Raw genomic sequence first — 20924 nt, 5'->3', positions numbered from 1 at the left:
ACTCCAGGCGCAAAACGCCTTTCATTTGCAAGGGTTGCGCGGACCTGTGCGAGGATGCTCCCCGCCATGGCACATCACAGAGATAGGTGCGTACGGGGGCGCTCATGCGTCGCGCCGCTGGCTGTGGGGGCGGCGCTCGCGGTCGCGCTCGGGTCGACGAGCTCGGCCGCTCAGACGTGGACCGGCGGGCGGACGACGCCGGTGCTCGACGAGATCGTCGCGATCGACAAGACAGGGGAGCCGCGCTGGCCCTACGGCGACGAGGACGTCGCCGGAGACGGCGAGGCGACCTTCGCGGAGCCGGAGCAGTCCATCGACTTCCGCACGGCCTACGCGGTCGCCGACGCCGGGCGGCTGTGGGCGCGCGCGTACGTGTCGGGGACGGCCGCGATCGGCGCCCAGGCCACGCTGTTCGTGTTCATCGACGCGGACAGGAACCGGGGGACCGGCGGCACGGCCGAGGCGACGGAGATCGACCCGCGGTTCACGGCCGACGAGTCGATGGGCGGCTACGAGTTCGTGCTCGGCGTGAAGGGCGACGGCACGCTCTCGGGCGTCTGGGCCTTCGGCGCCGCCGGGAGCTACGAGCCCGTCACGGTCACCGAGATGCAGGTCGCGACCGAGGCAGGGACCGACGTCGACCCGCTGCTGATCAACGAGGCGACGCGCGGGTACGCGCAGGGCTCGATCGACCTCGACGTCGTCGGCGTGAGCGCGGCGTGCGAGGCCAACCTCTACTTCCGCTCGGTGAACGACGCGGCGTCGGGGGGGCCGGGCGATCTCGACATCGGCCTCTCCGCCCCGTGCGTGGCCGACGACAGCGACGACGACCGCGTGCCCGACGTGATCAACCCGCCCACCGGCTGCACCCGCGACGCGGACTGCGCGGGCGCGGGCGTGTGCGTCGACGGGGACTGCGTGCTGCCCGTGTCGTGCGTCGACGCGCCCGACTGCGACCCGAGCGAGGTCTGCTCGCCCGATCACCGGTGCATCCCCGCGCCGTCGGGCACCTGCACGTCGAACGCGGAGTGCGGCGACCTCGTGTGCGTGGACGGGCAGTGCGGCCCGTGCTCGCTGGGCGGCGCCCAGTGCGGCGCGGACGCGCGCTGCGCGCCGACGGGGCGCTGCGTCGAGGGCGCCGCGTCGAGCGGCGCGGGCGGGCCGGGAGATCCGGGCGGGCCCGGGGAGCCGGACCTGCTCGAGGGCGACGCGGTCCAGGGCGGCGCCTGCGCCTGCACGGCGGGGCCCGCGCCGATCGGCGGGGGCGCGCTGTCGCTGCTCGCCGTCGGCGGGCTGGCGCTCGCGTGGCGGAGGCGCCCGCGCCGCGGAGCCGGGGGGGACCGATGAAGAGGAGACCCATGCGCGCACGGATCATCGCTGCCACCGCCTGCACCGTCCTCGCCGCCGCGACGAGCGCGTCGGCGCAGGAGACGGACATCGACATCGAGCGCTTCAAGCCCGCCGTCACGCACGACGCCTTCGTCGTCACCGAGGGCTCCGGCGTCCGCGAGCCCGCGGACCCGTGGGCGTTCGGGCTGTTCCTCAACTACGCGCGCAACCCGCTCATCGTCGCGACGGGCGCCGGCGACCTGCGGCGCCAGATCGTGAGCGGCCGCCTGGGCGCCGACCTCATGGCCTCGGTCACGATCGCGGAGCCGTTCGCGCTCGGCCTCGACGTGCCGTTCTTCCTCGCGCAGTCGGGGGAGGGCTCGCCGTCGTTCGCGGGGCTCGGCGACATCCGGCTCGTGCCGAAGCTGCGCCTGCTCGACGACCGCGACTCGATCGGCCTCGCCCTCGTGGCCGAGCTGCGCGTGCCCACGCACACCGGCGACTTCTCGGGCGGCGCGCGCAACGTCGTGTTCTGGCCGCGCATCGTGCTCGATCACCGCTTCGCGCCCGGCCTGCGGTTCGGCGTCAACGCGGGCGTCGCGATCCGCGAGGGCACGACGTACGCGAACGTCGAGGCGGCGAGCGAGCTGACGTACGCCGCGGCGCTCGGCTACCGCTTCGGGGGCATCGACGGCAAGGTCGAGATCGGCGCGGAGGCCAACGGCGGCATCGGCTTCGCCGCGGACGACCTGAAGGAGGAGGAGACGCCGCTCGAGGCGCTCGGGTACGTGAAGATCAACCCGAACGAGGAGTGGGAGATCACCGCGGGCCCGGGCATCGGCGCGCTGGCCGGCTACGGCGTGCCGATCTTCCGCGTGTTCGCGGGGGTGAAGTACACGCCGACCTCGCACGACAGCGACCACGACGGCGTCGACGACGAGCGCGACCAGTGCCCCGATGTCCCCGAGGATCGCGACGGCGATTACGACAGCGACGGCTGCCCCGAGGAGGACGCCGACGACGACCAGGACGGCGTGCCGAACTCGGACGACGAGTGCCCGGACGAGAAGGAGACGATCAACGGCGTCGAGGACGACGACGGTTGCCCGGACAAGGGCGATCCGCGCGTCTCGTACGAACAGGGCGAGTTCGTGATGCGCGACACGATCCGCTTCCGGAGCGGGTCGGCCGAGCTCGAGCCGGAGTCGTACAGGACGCTCGACCAGGTGGCGCTCGTGATGAAGGCGAACCCCGAGATCGAGCGTGTGCGGGTCGAGGGGCACACCGACGAGACCGGCACGCGCGAGCTGAACCTGCAGCTCAGCCAGGAGCGCGCGGACACGGTCCGGAAGTACCTCATCCAGAAGGGCGTCAGCCCCGGCCGGCTCACGGCGGAGGGCTTCGGTCCGGACAGGCCGCTCGCCGAGGGCGACGACCCGGCGAGCCTGGCGAAGAACCGGCGCGTGGAGTTCGTGATCGACGAGTGACGCGCCCGCCCCGGAGGGCGCGCCGCTGAATGCCTCGTGGTCCTTCACGAGCGCACGGCGCGCCACACCACAACCGAGCTGATCGCGGATTTTCCCTGCGGCGCCGCCGCCGAGATCGCCTGGGCTGCTCCGCCTGCGCGCCCCCGGGCGAGCTCCGCCTGCGAACCAGGAACGGAGTGTATCAGGGGCTGCGCCGAGGTAAGCGCCCTCGGACGCAGGGAGAGGCCTTGCTCACCGATAGCACTCCGCGCTACGTCTACGCATGGACGGACGGGAGAGCTCGCCGATGACAGAAGAGCCGTTGGGGCAGCGTGCGGAGTCAGCAGCGGGAGCCCCGGCTCCCTCCGGCGAGGAGGCGACCGCGGCGGAGTCGAGCGTGGACGAGCTCAAGGCCGAGATCGCGCGCCTCCGCGGCCGCATCGCTGAGCTGGAGTCGGCGCCGCGCGACGACTCGAGGGCTGGCGTCGAGGAGCGTGTCGTCTCCCCGAGCGTCGGGCAGCACGGCTATGACTACCTCGTCGCCCTCGTCAATCACGCCCCCAACATCTTCTTCATCAAGGACCTCGAGCATCGCTACGTGGCGATCAGCAGGCTCGCGGCGCAATACCAGCAGATGACGCCCGACCAGGCCCTCGGTCGCAGCGAGCGCGACATCTTCCCCCCGGAGATCGCCGAGAAGATGATCTCGGAGGAGGTGGAGGTCCTCGCCAGCGGCAAGCCCCTCGAATACGAGCAGGAGCTGCCGGACCCGTCCGGGACCCGCTACTTCTACACCATCAAGTTTCCCATTTACGATACGAAGGGCGCGCCGCTCGGGGTGGGCGCCTTCGTCACGGACCTCACCGACCTCAAACGTTCGGAGCTCGATCGCCTCTCGATGAAGGAGCAGGTGATCAGGGCGCAGCAGGCCGCGATCCGCGAGCTGTCGACGCCGCTCGTGCCGCTCGGGCCGGGGGTGCTCGCGATGCCGCTCGTGGGGACCATCGATAGCATGCGGGCCCGCGAGATCCTCGAGACGCTGCTCGATGGGATCTCCCAGCAGAGCGCCCACACCGCCATCCTCGACATCACCGGCGTTCGCTTCGTGGACACCCAGGTCGCCAATGCGCTCGTGAGCGCCGCTCGAGCGGCGCGGCTGCTCGGGGCTCGCGTGGTGCTCACCGGCATCACCCCGGCCGTGGCGCGAACGCTCGTGGGCCTGGAATCCAGCCTGGACGGTATTGTTACCCTGGGCACGCTGGCGAGCGGCATCAGTTATGCGATGAGGGCCGGCGACGGCAGCACGAACAAGATGCCAGCACGCCCGGGTAGCCCCGCGACCAGCAACGGCGTTCTCCAGGCGAACCCGGCCAACGGCGCTGCGCCGCTGGCTCCGCGGTAGTCCTATCTCTTCATCCTTCTGCGCCGCGGTCGCCCGGCGTCTTGATGACGCCCCGGCGCCGCGACCGCGGTAGCTCGACTTCTTTACCCTCCTGCGCCGCCGGACCGGCGCCGCGCCGCACGCGCCCGATCTCCCCTGTTGCGGCTGCACCGCGAAAATTCACGCATCCTGACGTCGAAATCGTGCGCCATCCGGCGCCGCGCCGCGAGCGAAGGGGCGGCGCGCGTCGTGGAGGCCCGCGTCTGGAGACCGCGAGTGACGACCCGTCAGGCAAGCGACACTCATGGTCGCTTCTGTTCGGCGCATTTCACCTACACGCCGACTCGCTTAGATAAAACGTCTTTACTCTGTACGCTGTTGCACTGCTTTGTTCGATAGTGAGTGGCCGAGCTCTGGATTGCGAGACAAGCTCTCTCGGCAAGCGAGCGGGGGCGGCCGTTGGGCGGCGCTGAGGGGATAGCGCTGTCCCAGGGATAGCGTTTGCCTTGCTCGCGCCTGACTTTGCGCTCGATTTCGAGCGTCTCGCGCCGAACATTCATCCACTTGCTGCCCGAAGCCGAGGCATCCACATGCAAGTACAAAGTGTGGCCCGCACAACGGAGCTCATCCGGGATTGGCTCGTCGATCGCATTGCGACGACGCGAGGCGTCGCCCCGCGGTTCGTGAATGCTCACGAACAATTCAGTCGTTATGGAATCGACTCGCAGGGCGCCGCTGTCCTGATCGACGAGCTCTCGCGGATGCTCGGTCGCCCTCTATCACCCCTCCTGATCTGGGAGCACTCGACCCCGGACGCCCTGGCGCGCCACCTCGCCTCGCCAGCGGGCGCGGCGCCCGCGGCCCCGCGCCGACCCGCGGGGATCGCCGCGGCAAACGAGGCAGAGCCGATTGCGATCGTCGGCATGGCCTGCCGCTTCCCCGGGGCCCCGAGCCCCGGCGCCTTCTGGCGGCTGCTCCGCGAGGGAGTGGACGCGATCACGGAGGCGCCGCGGTCGCGGTGGGATCCGGACGCGCTCTTCGACGCCGACGTCTCGGCGCCAGGCAAGATGAATACCCGCTCTGGCGGGTTCCTGGACCACGTCGACCAGTTCGATCCGCAGTTCTTCGGCATCTCCCCGAGAGAGGCAGTCCACATGGACCCCCAGCAAAGGCTGATGCTCGAGCTGTCCTGGGAGGCGCTCGAGGACGCGGGGATCGCCGCCGGGGAGCTCAAGGGGAGCCGGACCGGCGTGTTCTTCGGGGTGGCCTGGATGGACTATGGAATGCTGGTCCACCGCGCGGGGCCCGAGGCCCTGACCCAGCACTCGGCGATCGGCTTCCATCACAGCATCGTGGCCAACCGCGTCTCGTACGCGCTCGGCCTGGAGGGGCCGAGCCTCTCCGTGGACACGGCGTGCTCCGCCTCGCTCGTGGCGGTCCACCTCGCGTGCGAGAGCCTCCGTCGGGGCGAATCGACGCTGGCGCTCGCCGGCGGCGTGAACCTGAACCTCATCCCGGAGAGCACGATCGGCGTGTCCAAGTTCGGCGCGCTGTCGCCGGGCGGGCGGTGCTTCACCTTCGACGCGCGCGCGAGCGGGTACGTCCGGGGGGAGGGAGGCGGCGTTGTCGCGCTCAAGCCCCTCGCGCAGGCCATTCGCGACGGAGACCCCATCTATTGCGTGATCCGCGGCAGCGCGGTCAACAACGACGGCGCCAGCAACGGCCTGACAGCGCCCAACCCCGCCGCCCAGGAGGCGCTGCTCCGGGCGGCGTATGCGCGGGCCGGCGTCGAGCCCGCCGGGGTCCATTACGTGGAGGCGCACGGAACTGGGACCCTGCTCGGCGATCCGATCGAGGCCAGGGCGCTCGGCGCGGTGCTCGGCGCGGGCCGTCCGGCGGAGAGGCCGCTCCTCGTCGGATCGGTGAAGACCAACATCGGTCACCTCGAGTCCGCAGCGGGCGTGGCGGGGCTCATCAAGGTGGCGCTCTGCCTCAGACACAGGGAGCTGCCGCCGAGCCTCCATTTCGAGACGCCCAACCCTCATATTCCCTTCGACGATCTGCGCCTCGCGGTGCAGCGCGATCTCCGCGCCTGGCCCGAGCCGGAGAGGCCCGCGCTCGCGGGGGTCAGCTCGTTCGGCATCGGCGGGACGAACTGCCATGTCGTGCTCGAGGGGCCGTGGCCCTCCCAGGCAGAGCTGCTCCCGCTCTCCGCCGGGAGCCCCGGCGCCCTGCGCGCGCTCGCCGGTGAGGTCCTCGACGACCTCGCGGCGTCGGGAGACCTCGCGCCCCTCTCGAGGATGTGCCGCCGGGCGGCGGCGCGCTCGAGCGACGGGCCGCACCGCCTCGCGGCGGCGGCGCGCTCTCCTGGCGAGCTCCGGGGGCTGCTCGAAGGGTACCTCGCGGGCGAGGCGAGGCCCGGGCTGGCGGTGGGCCACGCGCCGTCCGATCAGCGCCCGAGGCCCGTCTTCGTGTTCCCCGGCCAGGGATCGCAATGGGCCGGGATGGGCCGATCGCTCCTGCACCGCGAGCCCGTGTTCCGGGCGGTCGTGGAGCGGTGCGACGCGATCATCCAGGAGCACCTGGGCTGGTCGCTGCTCGCGCTCCTCGCGGCAGGCCAGGGCGGGCCGTGGCTCGACGCGATCGACGTGTCCGTGCCCGCCATCGTCTCCGTCGAGGTCGCGCTCGCGGCGCTGTGGCGCTCGTGGGGCGTCGAGCCCGCCGCCGTGGTGGGGCACAGCGTCGGGGAGTGCGCGGCGGCGCACGTCGCCGGCGTGCTGAGCCTGGAGGACGCCATCCTGGTGACCTGCGAGCAGAGCCGGCTGATCGCGCGGCTCCGCGGCCGCGGCGCGATGGGGCTCGTGGCGCTGCCGTGGGAGGACGCCGGAAGGGCGCTCTCCGCCTATGAGGGGCGCCTGTGCCGCGCGGTGCGCGAGAGCCCGGCGTCGACGGTCGTGGCGGGGGACCCGGAGGCGCTCTCCGAGCTGCTCGCGGCGCTCTCCGGGCAGGGCGTCTTCTGCCGCCGCGTGCACATCGAGGTCGCGCCGCACACGGCGCAGATCGACGCCCTTCGGGAGGAGCTCTTCCAATGCCTGCGCGGGGTGAGGCCCGGCCCGGCGTCGGTGCCGATCGCCTCCGGCGTGACCGGCTCGCTCCTCGACGGCGCGCGGTTCGACGCCGAGCACTGGGTGCGGAACCTCGCCGATCCGGTGCTCTTCGCCGACGCGGCGTCGCAGCTCGCGCGGGAGGGGTACACCACCTTCCTCGAGGTCAGCCCCGCGCCGATGGCGAGCCGCGCGATCCAGGCGTGCGCCGAGCACGCCGGCCGGCAGGCGATCGTCCTGCCTTCCCTGCGCCGGGGCGAGGACGAGCGCGCCGCGCTGCTCGAGTCGCTCGGGGCGCTCCACGCCGCCGGCCAGCCGGTGCGCTGGGAGGCGCTCCATCCGGCCGGCGAGGAGCCGCCGCAGCTCGTGGCGCTGTCGGCGCACCGGCCCGAGGCGCTCGCGGCGCTGGCGGAGGCGTGGCGGGACCTCGTCCGAGAGACGCCGGCGGAGGAGGGCCCGAGCCTCCGCGATCTCGCCTACACCGCGGGCGTCCGGCGCAGCCACCACGACTGCCGCGCGTCGATCGTGGCCCGATCGCGGGAGGAGCTCGCCGAGCTGCTCGACGCCCTCGCGCGGGGCGAGCCGCGCGAGGGCGTCGCCCGCGGCGAGCGGAGCCCGGGGAGGCGGCCGAAGATCGCCTTCGTCTTCCCGGGCCAGGGCTCGCAGTGGGTCGGGATGGGGCGCGCGCTCGCGGAGGCCGAGCCGGTCTTCCGGGCGACGCTCGAGGCGTGGGACGGGGCGATCCGGCGCGAGCTCGGCTGGTCGCTCCTCGAGGAGCTCGGCGCCGACGAGGGACGCTCGCGGCTCGACCGGATCGACGTCGTGCAGCCCGCGCTCGTCGCGGTGGAGGTGGCCCTCGCGGCGCTGTGGCGGTCGTGGGGGGTCGAGCCCGACGCGGTGGTGGGCCACAGCATGGGCGAGGTCGCGGCGGCGCACGTCGCGGGGGCGCTCTCGCTGGAGGACGCGGCGCGCGTCATCTGCCGCCGCAGCCGGCTCCTCGGGCGGCTCCGCGCGGGCGGCGCCATGGCGCTCGTCGAGCTGCCGCTCGCCGAGGCGGCCAGCGCCCTCCGCGGCCACGAGGAGCGCGCCTCGGTGGCGGCGAGCAACAGCCCGAGGTCGACGGTGCTGTCCGGAGACCGGGGCGCGCTGGAGGACATCCTGGCCGGGATCGAGCGGCGCGGCGTCTTCTGGCGCTGGATCAAGGTGGACGTGGCCTCGCACAGCCAGCACGTCGATCCCCTGCTCGACGAGCTCCGGGAGGCGCTGGCGGAGGTGGCGCCGGCAGACGCGCTGGTGCCGATCGTCTCGACGGTGACGGGGGAGATCGGCCAGGGCGCCGAGCTCACCGCGGCGTACTGGGTCCGGAACCTGCGGGATCCGGTGCTGTTCTCGCCGGCGGTGTCGCGGCTCGCCCGCGACGGCCACGCGCTGTTCCTGGAGATGAGCCCGCACCCGATCCTCGTGCCCGCGATCGAGGAGGGGCTGCGGGACGGGGGGCACGAGGGCGTGGCCCTCGGGTCGTTGCGCCGTGGCCACGACGAGCGGCGGACGATCCTCGCGGCGCTCGGGGCCGTGTACGCGCACGGCCACCCGGTGGATTTCAGGCGGCTGTTCCCCGAGGGCGGCCGCGCGGTCCGGCTGCCGAGCTACCCGTGGCAGCGCGAGCGGTACTGGATCGACGACGGCGCGTCTCGCGCCCCGGCCCGCGCCGCGGCGACGGGCGGCGCGGAGCCCGGGCACCCGCTCCTCGGCCGCCGCCTCAGCTCGTCGATGCAGCCGGGGACCCATTTCTGGGAGCAGGAGATCGGCGTCGATCGGCTGCCCTACCTCGCGGATCACCGCCTCCAGCAGGACGTGGTGCTGCCGGGGGCCGCCTTCGTGGAGATGGCCCTGTCGGCGGCGGCCGAGCTGCGCGGCGCCGCCGAGGTGGCGATCGAGGCGGTCGTGTTCGAGCGGATGCTCGTGCTCCCGCCGGAGGGCGGGCGGAGAGCCCAGCTCGTCGTCACGGAGGACGGCGCCGGGGAGGCGGCGTTCGCCGTGTCGAGCCTCGACGGCGGAGCCTGGGCCCGGCACGCGGCCGGGAGGCTGCGGTGGCGCGAAGGGGCCGCGGGCGCGGCGCCGGTCGGCGAGGCGCCGCGGGCGATCCAGGCGCGGTGCCCGCGCGAGATCGGCGGGGCGGACCATTACGAGCGCCTCGGCGCGGCGGGGCTGTCGTTCGGCGAGAGCTTCCGGGGCCTGGAGCGGCTCTGGATCGGCGAGGGGGAGGTCCTCGGGCGCGTGCGCATGCCGGGAGCGCTGGGCGAGGAGGCGCCCGCCTACCGCGTGCACCCCGCGCTGCTCGACGCGTGCTTCCAGGCCGCGGCAGGGCTGCTCGACCTCGCCGCGGCGCCGGCCGGCGCCATGACGGTGCTTGTCGCGCTGGAGCGCCTGCGCGTGCTTCGGAGCCCGGGAGCGGCGCTCTGGGCGCACGGCCGGCTGCGCTCCGGAGACGGCGGCGAGGCCGGCGAGGTCACCCTGGATCTGCGCCTGCTCGACGACGCGGGGCAGACCGTGGCGGACGCCGAGGGGCTGCGCCTCCGGCGGCTCTCCCCGCGGGCGCCGGCGCGGCGTCACGCCGCCGACGCGTGGCTGTACGGCGTCGCGTGGCGGCGGAAGGACCTCGCGGCCGAGGCGCAGCGCGCGCCGCGCGCGCTGCCGCCCGGCGCCTGGGTGCTGCTCGGCGACAGCGGGGGGACGGCCGACGCGCTCGAGTCCCTGCTGCGCGAGCGCGGCCAGCGGTGCGTGCGGATCGCGGCGGGCGACCGGTACGCGCGCCTCGGGCCGGATCTCTACGCCGCCGACCCCTCGGACCCCGGCGCGATCCAGGCGGCGCTCCGCGACGCCTTCGCCGGCCAGCCCGCGCCGCGCGGCGCGCTGCACCTGTGGAGCCTCGACGCCGCGGCGCAGGAGGCGACGGCGGAGGCGCTCGCCGCGGATCAGGCGCTCGGCGCGCCGAGCGCGCTGCGCCTCGCGCAGGCGCTGCTGCGCATGGGGTGGCGCGACACGCCGAAGCTCTGGCTGGTGACGCGCGGCGCCCAGGCGGTGGGCGCGGGCTCTGCGGCCGTGTCGGTGGCGCAGGCGCCGCTGTGGGGGCTCGGCCGGACGCTGGCCGTCGAGCAGCCGGAGCTCGGGTGCGCGCGCGTCGACCTGAGGCCGGACGGCGGGGGCGCGGCCGCGCGGGAGGACGCGCTCGCGCTGCTGCGAGAGATCGAGGCGACGGACGGAGAGGGCGACGTCGCGCTCCGGTCGAGCGGCCGCCACGTGGCGCGCCTCGCGCGCGCCGCGCCGGAGCTGCTCGCGGAAGGGGGCGCGCGCCTCGACGGCGAGGGCTCGTACCTGATCGCCGGAGGCCTCGGGGGCGTGGCGATGTCGGCGGCCGCCTGGATGGTCGCGCAGGGGGCCCGCCACCTCGCGCTCGTCGCCGAGGACGACACCCCCACGGCGGCCTGGGCCAGCGCCAGGGCGGCGCTCGAGGCGGCGGGCGCCGCGGTGCGGGTCGTGCGCGCCGACGTGGCGCGGCCCGACGACGTGGCCAGGGTGCTGGCGGAGATCGATCGGAGCGCGCCCCCGCTCCGGGGGATCCTCCTCGCGCCCGAGGCGCTCGAGGACGGGGCCGCGCTGGACCTCGACGCGGCGCGCCTCCGCGACGGGCTGGTCCGGAGGGCGCTGGGCGCGTGGAACCTGCACGCCGCGACCCGCGCGCGCGGGCTCGACCTCTTCGTCCTGTACGCGTCCGGCGCGTCGCTGATCGGCCATCCCGGGCAGGCCGCCGACGCGGCGGCGAGCGCGCTCCTCGGCGCGCTCGCCCAGCACCGGCGCGCGAGCGGGCTCCCGGCGCTGAGCGTCCACTGGGGTGATCTCGCGGCGCGCGGCCCGGACGCGGCGCCGCAGCGCCCGGCGCCGCGGCCGTCGCACCGGGGGATCGGCAGCTTCACGCCCGCGCAGGGCGCCGAGGTGCTGGAGCGGGTGCTCGCCGCCGATCTGCCCGAGATCGGGGCGATCGACCTGAACTTGCGCCAGTGGGTCGAGTTCTATCCGAGCGCGGCGGGCGCGCCGCTCCTGTCGGAGCTCCTGAGCGCGGAGCGCGGCCCCGAGGAGGCGGCGCCAGCGCCGTCGCGCCTGAAGGCGGCGCTGGAGGGCGCTCGGCCCGAGCGTCGCGCGGCCGTCGTGGAGCAGCACGTGCGCGAGGAGCTCGGCAAGAGCCTGCGCCAGGACGCGTCCCGCATCCCGCGGCTCGCGCCGTTCAGGAGCCTCGGCCTCGACTCGCTCATGGCCATCGAGCTCCGGAACCGGCTGGAGTCGAGCACGGGGCTCAAGCTGTCGGCCGCGCTGCTGTTCACCTACGGCGACGTGGCGTCGCTCAGCGACCACCTGCTGCGCGAGCTCGGGCCCGCGCCGCGCCCGGCAGAGGCGGCGCAGCGCGCACCCGGGAGCGGAGGCGCCGCCGCGCCGGCCGATCTGCTGTCGGGCCTCGAGGAAGAGATCGCGGGCATGTCGGACGACAGGGCCGAGGAGCTGCTGCTCCAGAGCATCCTGTCCGTCGCGGGAGGGCCGGTCGGATGAGCAGCGAACAACTGCCTGTCGTCAAGCAGGCGCTCCTCACCATCAAGAAGCTGCAGGCGAAGCTCGACGCCGAGGTGCGCGCGAGGACCGAGCCGATCGCGATCGTCGGGATGGCGTGCCGCTTCCCCGGCGCCGCGACCCCGGAGGCGTTCTGGGAGCTGCTCGAGCAGAAGCGCGACGCGGTGACCGAGGTCCCGGCGGCGCGGTGGCCCGTCGACGCGCCGGAGCCCGGCGGGGCCGAGCAGCGCGCCGCGCGCTGGGGCGCGTTCGTGAAGGACGTGGACCTCTTCGACGCGCGCTTCTTCGGGATCACGCCGCGCGAGGCGAAGAGCATGGACCCGCAGCAGCGCCTGCTGCTCGAGGTGACCTGGGAGGCGCTGGAGCGCGCGGGGCAGCCGCCGGAGCGGCTCGCGGGGACGCGGGCCGGGGTGTTCGTGGGCGTCGTGATGACGGACTACGACCGGGTCTGCGCGGCGGCGGACGCGGCGCTGGACATGTACGCCATCACCGGCACCGGGCACTGCTTCCCGGCCGGGCGGCTGTCCTACGTGCTCGGGCTGCAGGGCCCGAGCATGGCCGTGGACACGGCGTGCTCGTCGTCGCTCGTCGCGATCCACCTCGCCTGCCAGAGCCTGCGCGCCGGGGAGAGCTCGCTCGCCGTGGCGGGCGGCGTGAACCTCATGCTCGCGCCGTGGCTGACGCAGGCGCTCGTCGCGTCGCAGGCGCTCTCCGTCGACGGGCGCTGCAAGACGTTCGACGCCCAGGCGAACGGCTTCGTGCGCGGCGAGGGCTGCGGGATGATCGTGCTGAAGCGGCTCTCGGACGCCCTCGCCGACGGCGACCCGGTGCTCGCGGTGATCCGCGGCTCGGCCGTGAACCAGGACGGCCGCTCCACGGGCCTGACGGCGCCGAGCGTCCTCGCGCAGAAGGCCCTCCTGCGGCAGGCGCTCGAGAGCGCCGGCGTCTCCGCCGCGGACCTCGGGTACATCGAGGCGCACGGGACCGGGACGCCGCTCGGCGATCCGGTCGAGATGGAGGCGCTGTCCGACGTGATCGGCGGGCCGCGCGAGGACGGCTCCACCTGCGTCCTCGGGGCGGTGAAGACGAACATCGGGCACCTCGAGGCGGCCGCCGGGGTCGCTGGCGTCATCAAGGCGGTGCTCGCGCTGCAGCGCGAGGCGATCCCGGCGAACCTGCACTTCAAGGCGCTCAACCCGCGGATATCGCTGGAGAAAACGCCGTTCGTCATCCCGACCGAGCCCGTCCCGTGGCGGCCGGGGGCGCGGCGCCGGCTGGCGGGGGTGAGCTCGTTCGGGATGAGCGGGACCAACGCCCACGCCGTGCTGGAGGAGGCGCCGCGCCCGCCGGCGGCCGCGGGCGACGGCGCCGCGCTCGATGAGGCGGACGCGCCCGCGGTCGTCGTCCCGCTGTCCGCGCGGAGCCCGGGGGCGCTCCTCGCGCTGGCGCGGTCGTACCGGGACTTCCTGGCCGACGGGGGCCGCGCGGGGGCGGTGTCGCTCCGGGACGTCGCCTACACCGCGGCGGTCCGGCGCGGGCACCACGAGCACCGCCTGGCGGCGGTGGCGCGCTCGCGCGAGGAGCTCTGCGCGCTGCTCGACGCGGCCGCGGGCGGGGAGGAGCGCGCGGGGCTCGCGCGCGGCCAGGCGAGCGCGGAGCAGCGGCCGAAGGTGGTGTTCGTGTTCCCGGGCCAGGGGTCGCAGTGGCCGGGCATGGGGCGCGATCTGCTCGCGAGCGAGCCTGTGTTCCGCGAGGCGATCGAGGCGTGCGACGCGGCGATCCGGCGGGAGACCGGGTGGTCGCTCCTCGACGAGCTGGGCGCGGACGAGGGCCGCTCGCGGCTCGGGCAGATCGACGTCGTCCAGCCGGCGCTGTTCGCGATGGAGGTCGCGCTCGCGGCGCTGTGGCGGTCGTGGGGCGTGGAGCCCGACGCGGTGGTCGGCCACAGCATGGGCGAGGCGGCGGCCGCGCACGTCGCCGGCGCGCTGAGCCTGGACGACGCGGCGCGGGTCATCTGCCGCCGGAGCAGGCTGCTGCGCCGGCTGAGCGGGCGCGGGGCGATGGCGGTCGTGGAGCTGCCGCTCGATGAAGCCGAGGCGGCGATCGCCGGCCACCGGGACAGGCTGTCGGTCGCGGCGAGCAACAGCCCGCGATCCACGGTGCTGGCCGGTGCGCCGGAGGCGCTGGAGGAGGTGCTCGCGGCGCTCTCGGGGCAGGGCGTCTTCTGCCGGCAGATCAAGGTGGACGTGGCGTCGCACAGCCCGCAGGTGGAGCCGCTCCGCGGCGAGCTGCTCGAGGCGCTCCGCGAGATCGCGCCGGGGCCGCCCCGCGTGGCGATGCGGTCGACGGTGACGGGCGGCTGGTGCGACGACGAGGCGCTCGACGCCGGCTACTGGGCGCGGAACCTGCGGGAGCCGGTGCTGTTCTGCCAGGCGGTGGAGGAGCTGCTCGAGGGCGGCCACGCGGTCTTCGTGGAGATGAGCCCGCACCCGGTGCTGCTCCCCGCCGTCGAGGAGGCGCTGCGCCACGGCGACCGCGGGGGGGCGGCGGTGCCGTCGCTGCGCCGGGACCAGGGGGCGCGGCGCGTGCTGCTGGAGTCGCTCGCGACGCTCTACGCGCGCGGCTACCCGGTGGCGTGGGCGCGTTTGTTTCCCGCGCGGGGCCGCTGCGTCCCGCTGCCGACCTACCCGTTCGAGCGCGAGCGGCACTGGATCGACGCGGGCGCGCGGCCGCCCGGCGCGCCCCGGACGCCGCGGCGGGCGCGCGGCGAGGCGGCGGCGCACCCGCTCCTCGGCGCGTCGTTCTCGGTCGCCACGCAGCCCAACGCGCGCTTCTGGGAGCGGGACCTGAGCCCCGACGGGGCGCTCGGCTACCTGGCGGACCACCGGGTCGAGGGCGAGATCGTCCTGCCCGGCGCGGCCTACCTCGAGATGGCGCTCGCCGCGGCGGCGGAGGTCCACGGCGAAGGGGCGCGCGCGGTCGAGGACGTGACGTTCGAGCGCATGCTGGCGTTCCCGGAGGCGGGCGCGCGGTCGGTCCACGTCGCGCTCGTCGACGACGGCGCGGGCCGCGCCTCGTTCCAGGTGTTCACGCGGGACGACGAGGGCGGCGGCTGGACGCGCCACGCCGCCGGCAGCGTGCTCGCGCAGCCGCCCGGCGGCGCCGAGGCGCGGCTGCGCGAGGCGGCGGGCGACGTCGGCGACATCGGCGACATCGGCGACATCAGGGCGCGCTGCCCAACGGCCGTCTCGGCCGCGGAGCACCACGAGCGGATGCGCGCGATCGCGATCCAGTACGGCGCGAGCTTCCAGGGCCTGGAGCAGCTCTGGCTCGGCGAGCGCGAGGCGCTCGGCCGGGTGCGCGCGCCGGACGGCGTGGCGTCGTCGGCGGCGGCGTACCGGCTCCACCCCGCCCTCCTGGACGCCTGCTTCCAGGTGCTGGCCCGGCTGTTCCTCGCCGACGACGCGCCGCGCGCGGGCGACGGCGCGCTGGTCCCGGTGGGGGTCGAGCTCGCGCGGGTCCACCAGCGCCCCACCCGGACGGCGTGGGTGCACGCGCGCCTGCGCCCGCGCGAGGCCGGAGAGGTCGGGCCGCCCGTGGGGGATCTGCGGATCCTCCAGGACGACGGGCAGGTCGTCGCCGAGGTCCGGGGGCTGCGCGCGCAGCGGATCGCTGCCGGCGCGCTCGCCGGGCGCCATCCCGCGGAGGAGTGGCTGATCGCGCTCGACTGGCGCCGGGCCGGCGATCTCCAGGAAGCGCCGGCGAGGGCCGCCGCGCCGTCCGCGGGCGCCTGGGTGATCTTCATGGATCGCGGCGGCACGGGGGAGGCCCTGGCGTCGCTGCTCGAGGGGCGAGGGGAGGCGTGCGTGCGGGTCGCCGCGGGCGCGCGCTACCGCCGCGTGGAGCCGGCGCTCTTCGAGGTGGATCCGGCCGATCCCGAGGGCTACCGCGCGCTGCTCCACGACGCGCTCGGCGGCGACGCGGCGTGCCGCGGGGTGGTGCACCTCTTCAGCCTGGACGCGACCGCGGCGGACGCCACGACCGCGGCGACGCTCGAGGCGGATCAGCGCCTCGGGAGCCTGAGCGCGCTCTACCTGGCGCAGGCGGTCCTCCAGCGCAGGTGGCGCGACCCGCCGCCGGCGTGGCTCGTCACGCGCGGGGCGCAGCCCGCGGGGGCCGGGGCCTCGCCGCTGTGCGTGGCGCAGGCACCGCTCTGGGGGCTCGGGCGCACCCTCGCCATGGAGCACCCGGAGATCGGCTGCGCGCGCGTGGACCTCGACCCGGTCTGGGCCGCCGACGAGGCCGCGCGCGCCCTGCTCGGCGCGATCTGCGCGAGCGACGGGGAGGACCAGATCGCGCTGCGCGCGGACGGGCGGTACGTGGCGCGCCTCGCGAGGAGCTCCTTCGCCGCGTGCGCGGCCGCGGCGCGGCGCGGGGCCGGCGGGGCGCCGGCCCGGCCGGGCGTGCGCGCGGACGGCACGTACCTGATCGTCGGCGGGCTCGGTGGCCTCGGGCTCGGCCTGGCCGGGTGGCTGATCGCGCAGGGCGCCCGCCACGTCGCGCTCGTCGGCCGGAGCGGCGCGCCGGAGGCGGCGCGGGCGGCGATCGACGCCATGCAGGCCCAGGGGGCCCGGGTGCTGGCACTCCGCGGCGACGTGTCGCGGCCCGACGACGTGGCCCGGGTGCTCTCCGAGATCGACGCGCAGATGCCGCCGCTCCGCGGGGTCGTGCACGCGGCCATGGTGCTCGAGGACGCCACGGCGCTCTCGCTCGACGCGGAGCGCTTCCGGCGGGTGATGGCGCCCAAGGTGCAGGGCGCGTGGAACCTGCACGAGGCGACGCGCGACCGCGGGCTGGACCTCTTCGTGATGTACTCGTCCGCTGCCTCGCTGCTCGGGCCCTCGGGGCAGGGCAGCTACGCCGCGGCCAACGCGTTCCTCGACGCGCTCGCGCACCACCGCCGCGCGCTCGGCCTCCCGGCGCTGTCCATCAACTGGGGCATGTTCTCCGAGGCGGGCGGCGTCGCGGCGCGGGGGCTCGGGGACCGCCTCACGCACCGCGGGGTCGGCGGCTTCACGCCGGCGCAGGGGCTCGAGGCGCTGGGGCGGCTGCTCGAGGGCGCGCCGGCGCAGATCGCGGTGCTCCGGCTGGATCTGCGCCAGTGGCTCGAGTTCTACCCGAGCGCGGCGGGCGCTCCCTTCCTGTCGGAGCTGCGGCAGGCGGAGCGGAGCAGGGCGCGCGAGGCGCGCGAGGCGTCCGACGCGGGCCGCGCGCCGCGCCTCGGCGAGGCGCTGATCGCGGCGGAGCCCGCGGAGCGCGCGCGGCTCCTCGAGGAGCACCTCAGGGAGCAGCTCGGGCGCGTCATCCACCTCGGCCCGTCCCTGGTCGACGCGACGGCGACGTTCCGCAGCCTGGGCGTCGACTCGCTCATGGGCCTCGAGCTGCGCAACCGCCTCGAGGCGAGCCTCGGGATCCGGCTCTCGGTCGCGCTGCTGTTCACCTACCCGACGGTGGCGTCGCTGGCGCAGCACCTGATCGACAGGATGGACCTGCCGGCGCCGGACGTGACGCGCGTCACGCCGATCGAGGCGAGCGCGGCGCTCGGCGACGCACAGCGCGCCGCGCCTCCGGCGCAGCTCAGCCGGGAGCAGATCCTCGCGTTCATCGATGAATCCCTGAACCGCGTGAACAACGGCCAGGACGAGATCCTGGGGAGCGAGAGACGATGAGCACCTCCGCCATATCCGAAGACGAGTACCTCTCACGCCTGCTGAAGGCGGCGACCGCCATCAAGGAGCTCGAGGCCAGGCTGCGCGCGGTCGAGCGCGAGAAGACCGAGCCGATCGCGATCATCGGCATGGGCTGCCGCTTCCCCGGCGGCGCGGACGATCCGGAGCGCTACTTCCGCCTGCTCGAGGCGGGCGTCGACGCCGTGTCCGAGGCGCCGCCCGGGCGCTTCGCGCTCGATCCACCCGGGTACGACGTCCTGCCCTGGGGCGCTTTCCTGAAGGAAGTCGACGGGTTCGACGCGCACTTCTTCGGGATCTCGCCGCGCGAGGCCGTGAAGATGGACCCGCAGCAGCGCCTGCTCCTCGAGGTGGCCTGGGAGGCGCTGGAGCACGCCGGCATCGCCGCCGATCGGCTGGCGGGGACGCGCACCGGCGTCTTCGTCGGCATCACAACGAACGACTACCAGCTGCTCAGCGCCGCGGGGGCGCCGGAGGAGCAGGACGCGTACGCCGCGACGGGCAACGGCCACTGCTTCCCGGCCGGGCGGCTGTCCTACGCGCTCGGCCTGGAGGGGCCGAGCATGGCCGTGGACACGGCGTGCTCGTCGTCGCTCGTCGCCGTCCACCTCGCCTGCCAGAGCCTGCGCGCGGGCGAGAGCACGCTGGCGCTGGCCGGCGGGGTCAACCTCATCCTGTCGCAGCTCATCACGCGGCTCATCGAGCAGCTGAAGGCGCTCTCGCCCGACGGGCGCTGCAAGACGTTCGACGCGCGCGCGAACGGCTTCGTCCGCGGCGAGGGGTGCGGCGTCGTGGTGCTCAAGCGCCTGTCCGACGCGCTGGCGGACGGCGACCGCGTCCTCGCGCTGATCCGCGGATCGGCGGTCAACCAGGACGGCCGCTCCTCCGGCCTCACCGCGCCGAACCTCCTCGCGCAGCAGGCGATGCTCCGGCAGGCGCTGCAGAGCGCCCGCGTCTCGCCCGCGGACGTCGGCTACGTCGAGACCCACGGGACCGGGACCTCGCTGGGCGATCCCATCGAGGTGGAGGCGCTCGCCGGCGTGCTCGGGCAGCCCCGGGACGACGGCTCCGTGTGCGCGCTCGGCGCGGTCAAATCGAACATCGGGCACCTGGAGGCCGCGGCCGGCGTCGCGGGGCTGATCAAGGCGGTGCTCGCGATGGAGCACGGGGTCATCCCGGCCAACCAGCACTACCGGACGCTGAACCCGAGGATCGATCTCGCCGGGACCCCGTTCGTCATCCCCACGCAGAACCTGCCCTGGGCGGCGGGGGGCAAGCCCCGCATCGCCGGCGTGAGCTCGTTCGGGCTGAGCGGCACCAACGCGCACGTCGTGCTGCAGGAGGCGCCCGCGCCCGCCGCGGCCGCTGTCGCGGGCGAGCGGCGATCCGCGGTCGTGGTGCCGCTCTCGGCCCGCAGCCCGGGCGCGCTCGTCGCGCTGGCGCAGGCCTACCACCGCCGCCTGACCGAGGCGCCGCGCGACGGCGCGGCGAGCGTGCACGACATCGCCGCCACGGCGGCCGTCCGGCGGAGCCACCACGAGCACCGCGCGGCGATCGTGGCCCGCTCCACGGAGGAGCTGGTCGACGCGCTCGCGGCGCTCGCCTCCGGCGCCTCGCGCCCCGGGATCGCGAAGGGCCGGGCCAACCCGGCGTCGCGGACCCGGCTCGCGTTCGTGTTCTCGGGGCAGGGGTCGCAGTGGGTGGGTATGGGGCGCGCGCTGCTCGCGACCGAGCCCGTCTTCCGGGCGGCGCTCGAGGCGGTCGACGCGGTCGTGAAGCAGCACGCCCCGTTCTCGCTCGCGGGCGAGCTCGCCGCGCCGGAGGCGAGCGCGCGCCTCGACGAGACCGAGGTGGCCCAGCCGGCGATCCTGGGCATCCAGGTCGCGCTGTCGGCGCTCCTCGGCGCGTGGGGCGTCGCGCCCGACGCGGTGATCGGGCACAGCGTGGGCGAGATCGCCGCCGCGTACGTGGCCGGCGTGCTGAGCCTGGAGGAGGCGGTGCGGCTCGCGGTGATCCGCGGGCGGATCATGCAGCGCGCGACCGGCGGCGGGAAGATGGCCTCCGTCTCGCTGAGCGCCGCGGACGCGGCGCGCGCGCTCGAGGGGTACGAGGACCGGGTCTGCGTGGCCGCGATCAACGATCCCGGCTCGGTGGTGCTGTCGGGCGAGGCGCCCGCGCTGGCGGAGCTCGTGGAGCGCCTCGGGCAGCGGGGCGTGGCGTGCCGCTCGCTGAACGTCGACTACGCGTTCCACTCGCCGCAGATGACGCCGCTCGCGGGCGAGCTCATCGCGGCGCTCGGCCCTGTCGCGCGGCGGCGCGCGTCGCTGCCGATGTACAGCACCGTGACCGGAGCGCGCGTCTCCGGCGGGGAGCTCGACGCGGTGTACTGGGCGCGGAACATGCGGGAGCCGGTGCAGCTCGCCCGCGCCGTCGAGGCCGCGATCGCCGAGCAGCACCGCGCCTTCCTGGAGGTGGCGCCGCAGCCGGTGCTCGCCGGCTACCTGGAGCGGTGCCTCGCCGCGTCGGCGACCGAGGGGCACGCGATCCCCACGCTGCGCCGGGGGAAGGACGAGCTCCGGTGCCTGATGCAGTCGGTCGGGGCGCTGTACGCCTGCGGCGCCGCGGTGGACTTCCGGCGGCTCACCCCGGAGGGGCGCTTCGTCCCGCTGCCGACGTATCCGTGGCAGCGGCAGCGGTACTGGCTCAACCCGCCGCCCGAGCCCCGGGCGCCGCGCCGCGAGGTCGCGCCGGCCCATCCGCGCCCGAGCGCGCTGCTCCTCGACGGCGTCCCGATGGCGCGCGACGGCGTCGCCGCGGCGGCCAACGTCATCGCCGCGACGGCGAGCCTCCTCGCGGCGGCGGGCGACGGCGCGGCGCTGGAGAGCGCGGGCGCGGCGCTGGACGGCGCCGCTCCGGCGGCGCGCGCGCCCGGGACGCCGACGCCGTGGGTCGAGCGGCTCCTGGCGCTCCCCGCCGAGGCGCGGACGGCGGAGGTCGAGGCCGCCGTGCGGGCCGACGTGGCGGCGATCCTGCTGCTGCCCGACGCGCGCGACATCCCCACGGATCTCCCGCTGCGCGAGCTCGGGATGGACTCGCTCATGGCGGTGGATCTGCGCCACGAGCTGTCCGCGCGCACCGGCCAGCCGGTGCCGTCGACGCTGGCGTACGAGTACCCGACGGTCCAGCTCCTCACGCGCTACCTGCTCGAGCACCTGCCGCCGGCGGAGCGCGCGGTCGACGGGCGTCGGTGACAGGCGCGCGGGCGCGCGGAGCGCCC

General features: G+C 75.4%; 6 protein-coding genes. All 6 read left to right on the top strand.

Annotation, left to right across the window (positions count from 1 at the left end; all coding sequences use genetic code 11):
• Window positions 1-123 precede the first annotated feature (123 nt).
• The 6 genes from WME96_RS32220 (at window position 124) to WME96_RS32195 (ending at window position 20898) form a co-directional block, all read left to right on the top strand.
• Complete coding sequence (locus WME96_RS32220) at window positions 124-1347, top strand: hypothetical protein (RefSeq protein ID WP_437285416.1); 1224 nt, start codon at window positions 124-126, stop codon at window positions 1345-1347.
• Between the two features lie 11 nt (window positions 1348-1358).
• Window positions 1359-2816 carry an OmpA family protein gene (locus WME96_RS32215; RefSeq protein ID WP_437285415.1) on the top strand — a complete coding sequence of 486 codons (1458 nt, stop codon included), beginning with the start codon at window positions 1359-1361 and terminating at the stop codon, window positions 2814-2816.
• Between the two features lie 376 nt (window positions 2817-3192).
• Window positions 3193-4197, top strand: coding sequence for a PAS domain-containing protein (locus tag WME96_RS32210; RefSeq protein WP_437285414.1), 1005 nt, complete (start codon window positions 3193-3195; stop codon window positions 4195-4197).
• A 569-nt stretch (window positions 4198-4766) separates the two neighbouring features.
• Window positions 4767-11882, top strand: coding sequence for an acyltransferase domain-containing protein (locus WME96_RS32205; RefSeq protein WP_437285413.1), 7116 nt, complete (start codon window positions 4767-4769; stop codon window positions 11880-11882).
• Entirely contained in the window at window positions 11879-17629 is a 5751-nt protein-coding gene (locus WME96_RS32200; protein WP_437285412.1) for an SDR family NAD(P)-dependent oxidoreductase, read from the top strand. Before WME96_RS32205 ends, WME96_RS32200 begins: the two co-directional genes overlap by 4 nt.
• Window positions 17626-20898, top strand: coding sequence for a type I polyketide synthase (locus tag WME96_RS32195; RefSeq protein ID WP_437285411.1), 3273 nt, complete (start codon window positions 17626-17628; stop codon window positions 20896-20898). The genes WME96_RS32200 and WME96_RS32195 overlap by 4 nt, the downstream gene beginning before the upstream one ends.
• The last annotated feature ends 26 nt before the right edge of the window (window positions 20899-20924 follow it).

It is taken from the genome of Sorangium sp. So ce406, assembly GCF_051474675.1.
GTDB classification, from domain to species: Bacteria; Myxococcota_A; Polyangia; order Polyangiales; family Polyangiaceae; genus Sorangium; species Sorangium cellulosum_G.
The sequence above is the reverse complement of the archived record's forward strand: the minus strand, read 5'-3'. Positions and strand labels throughout refer to the sequence as shown.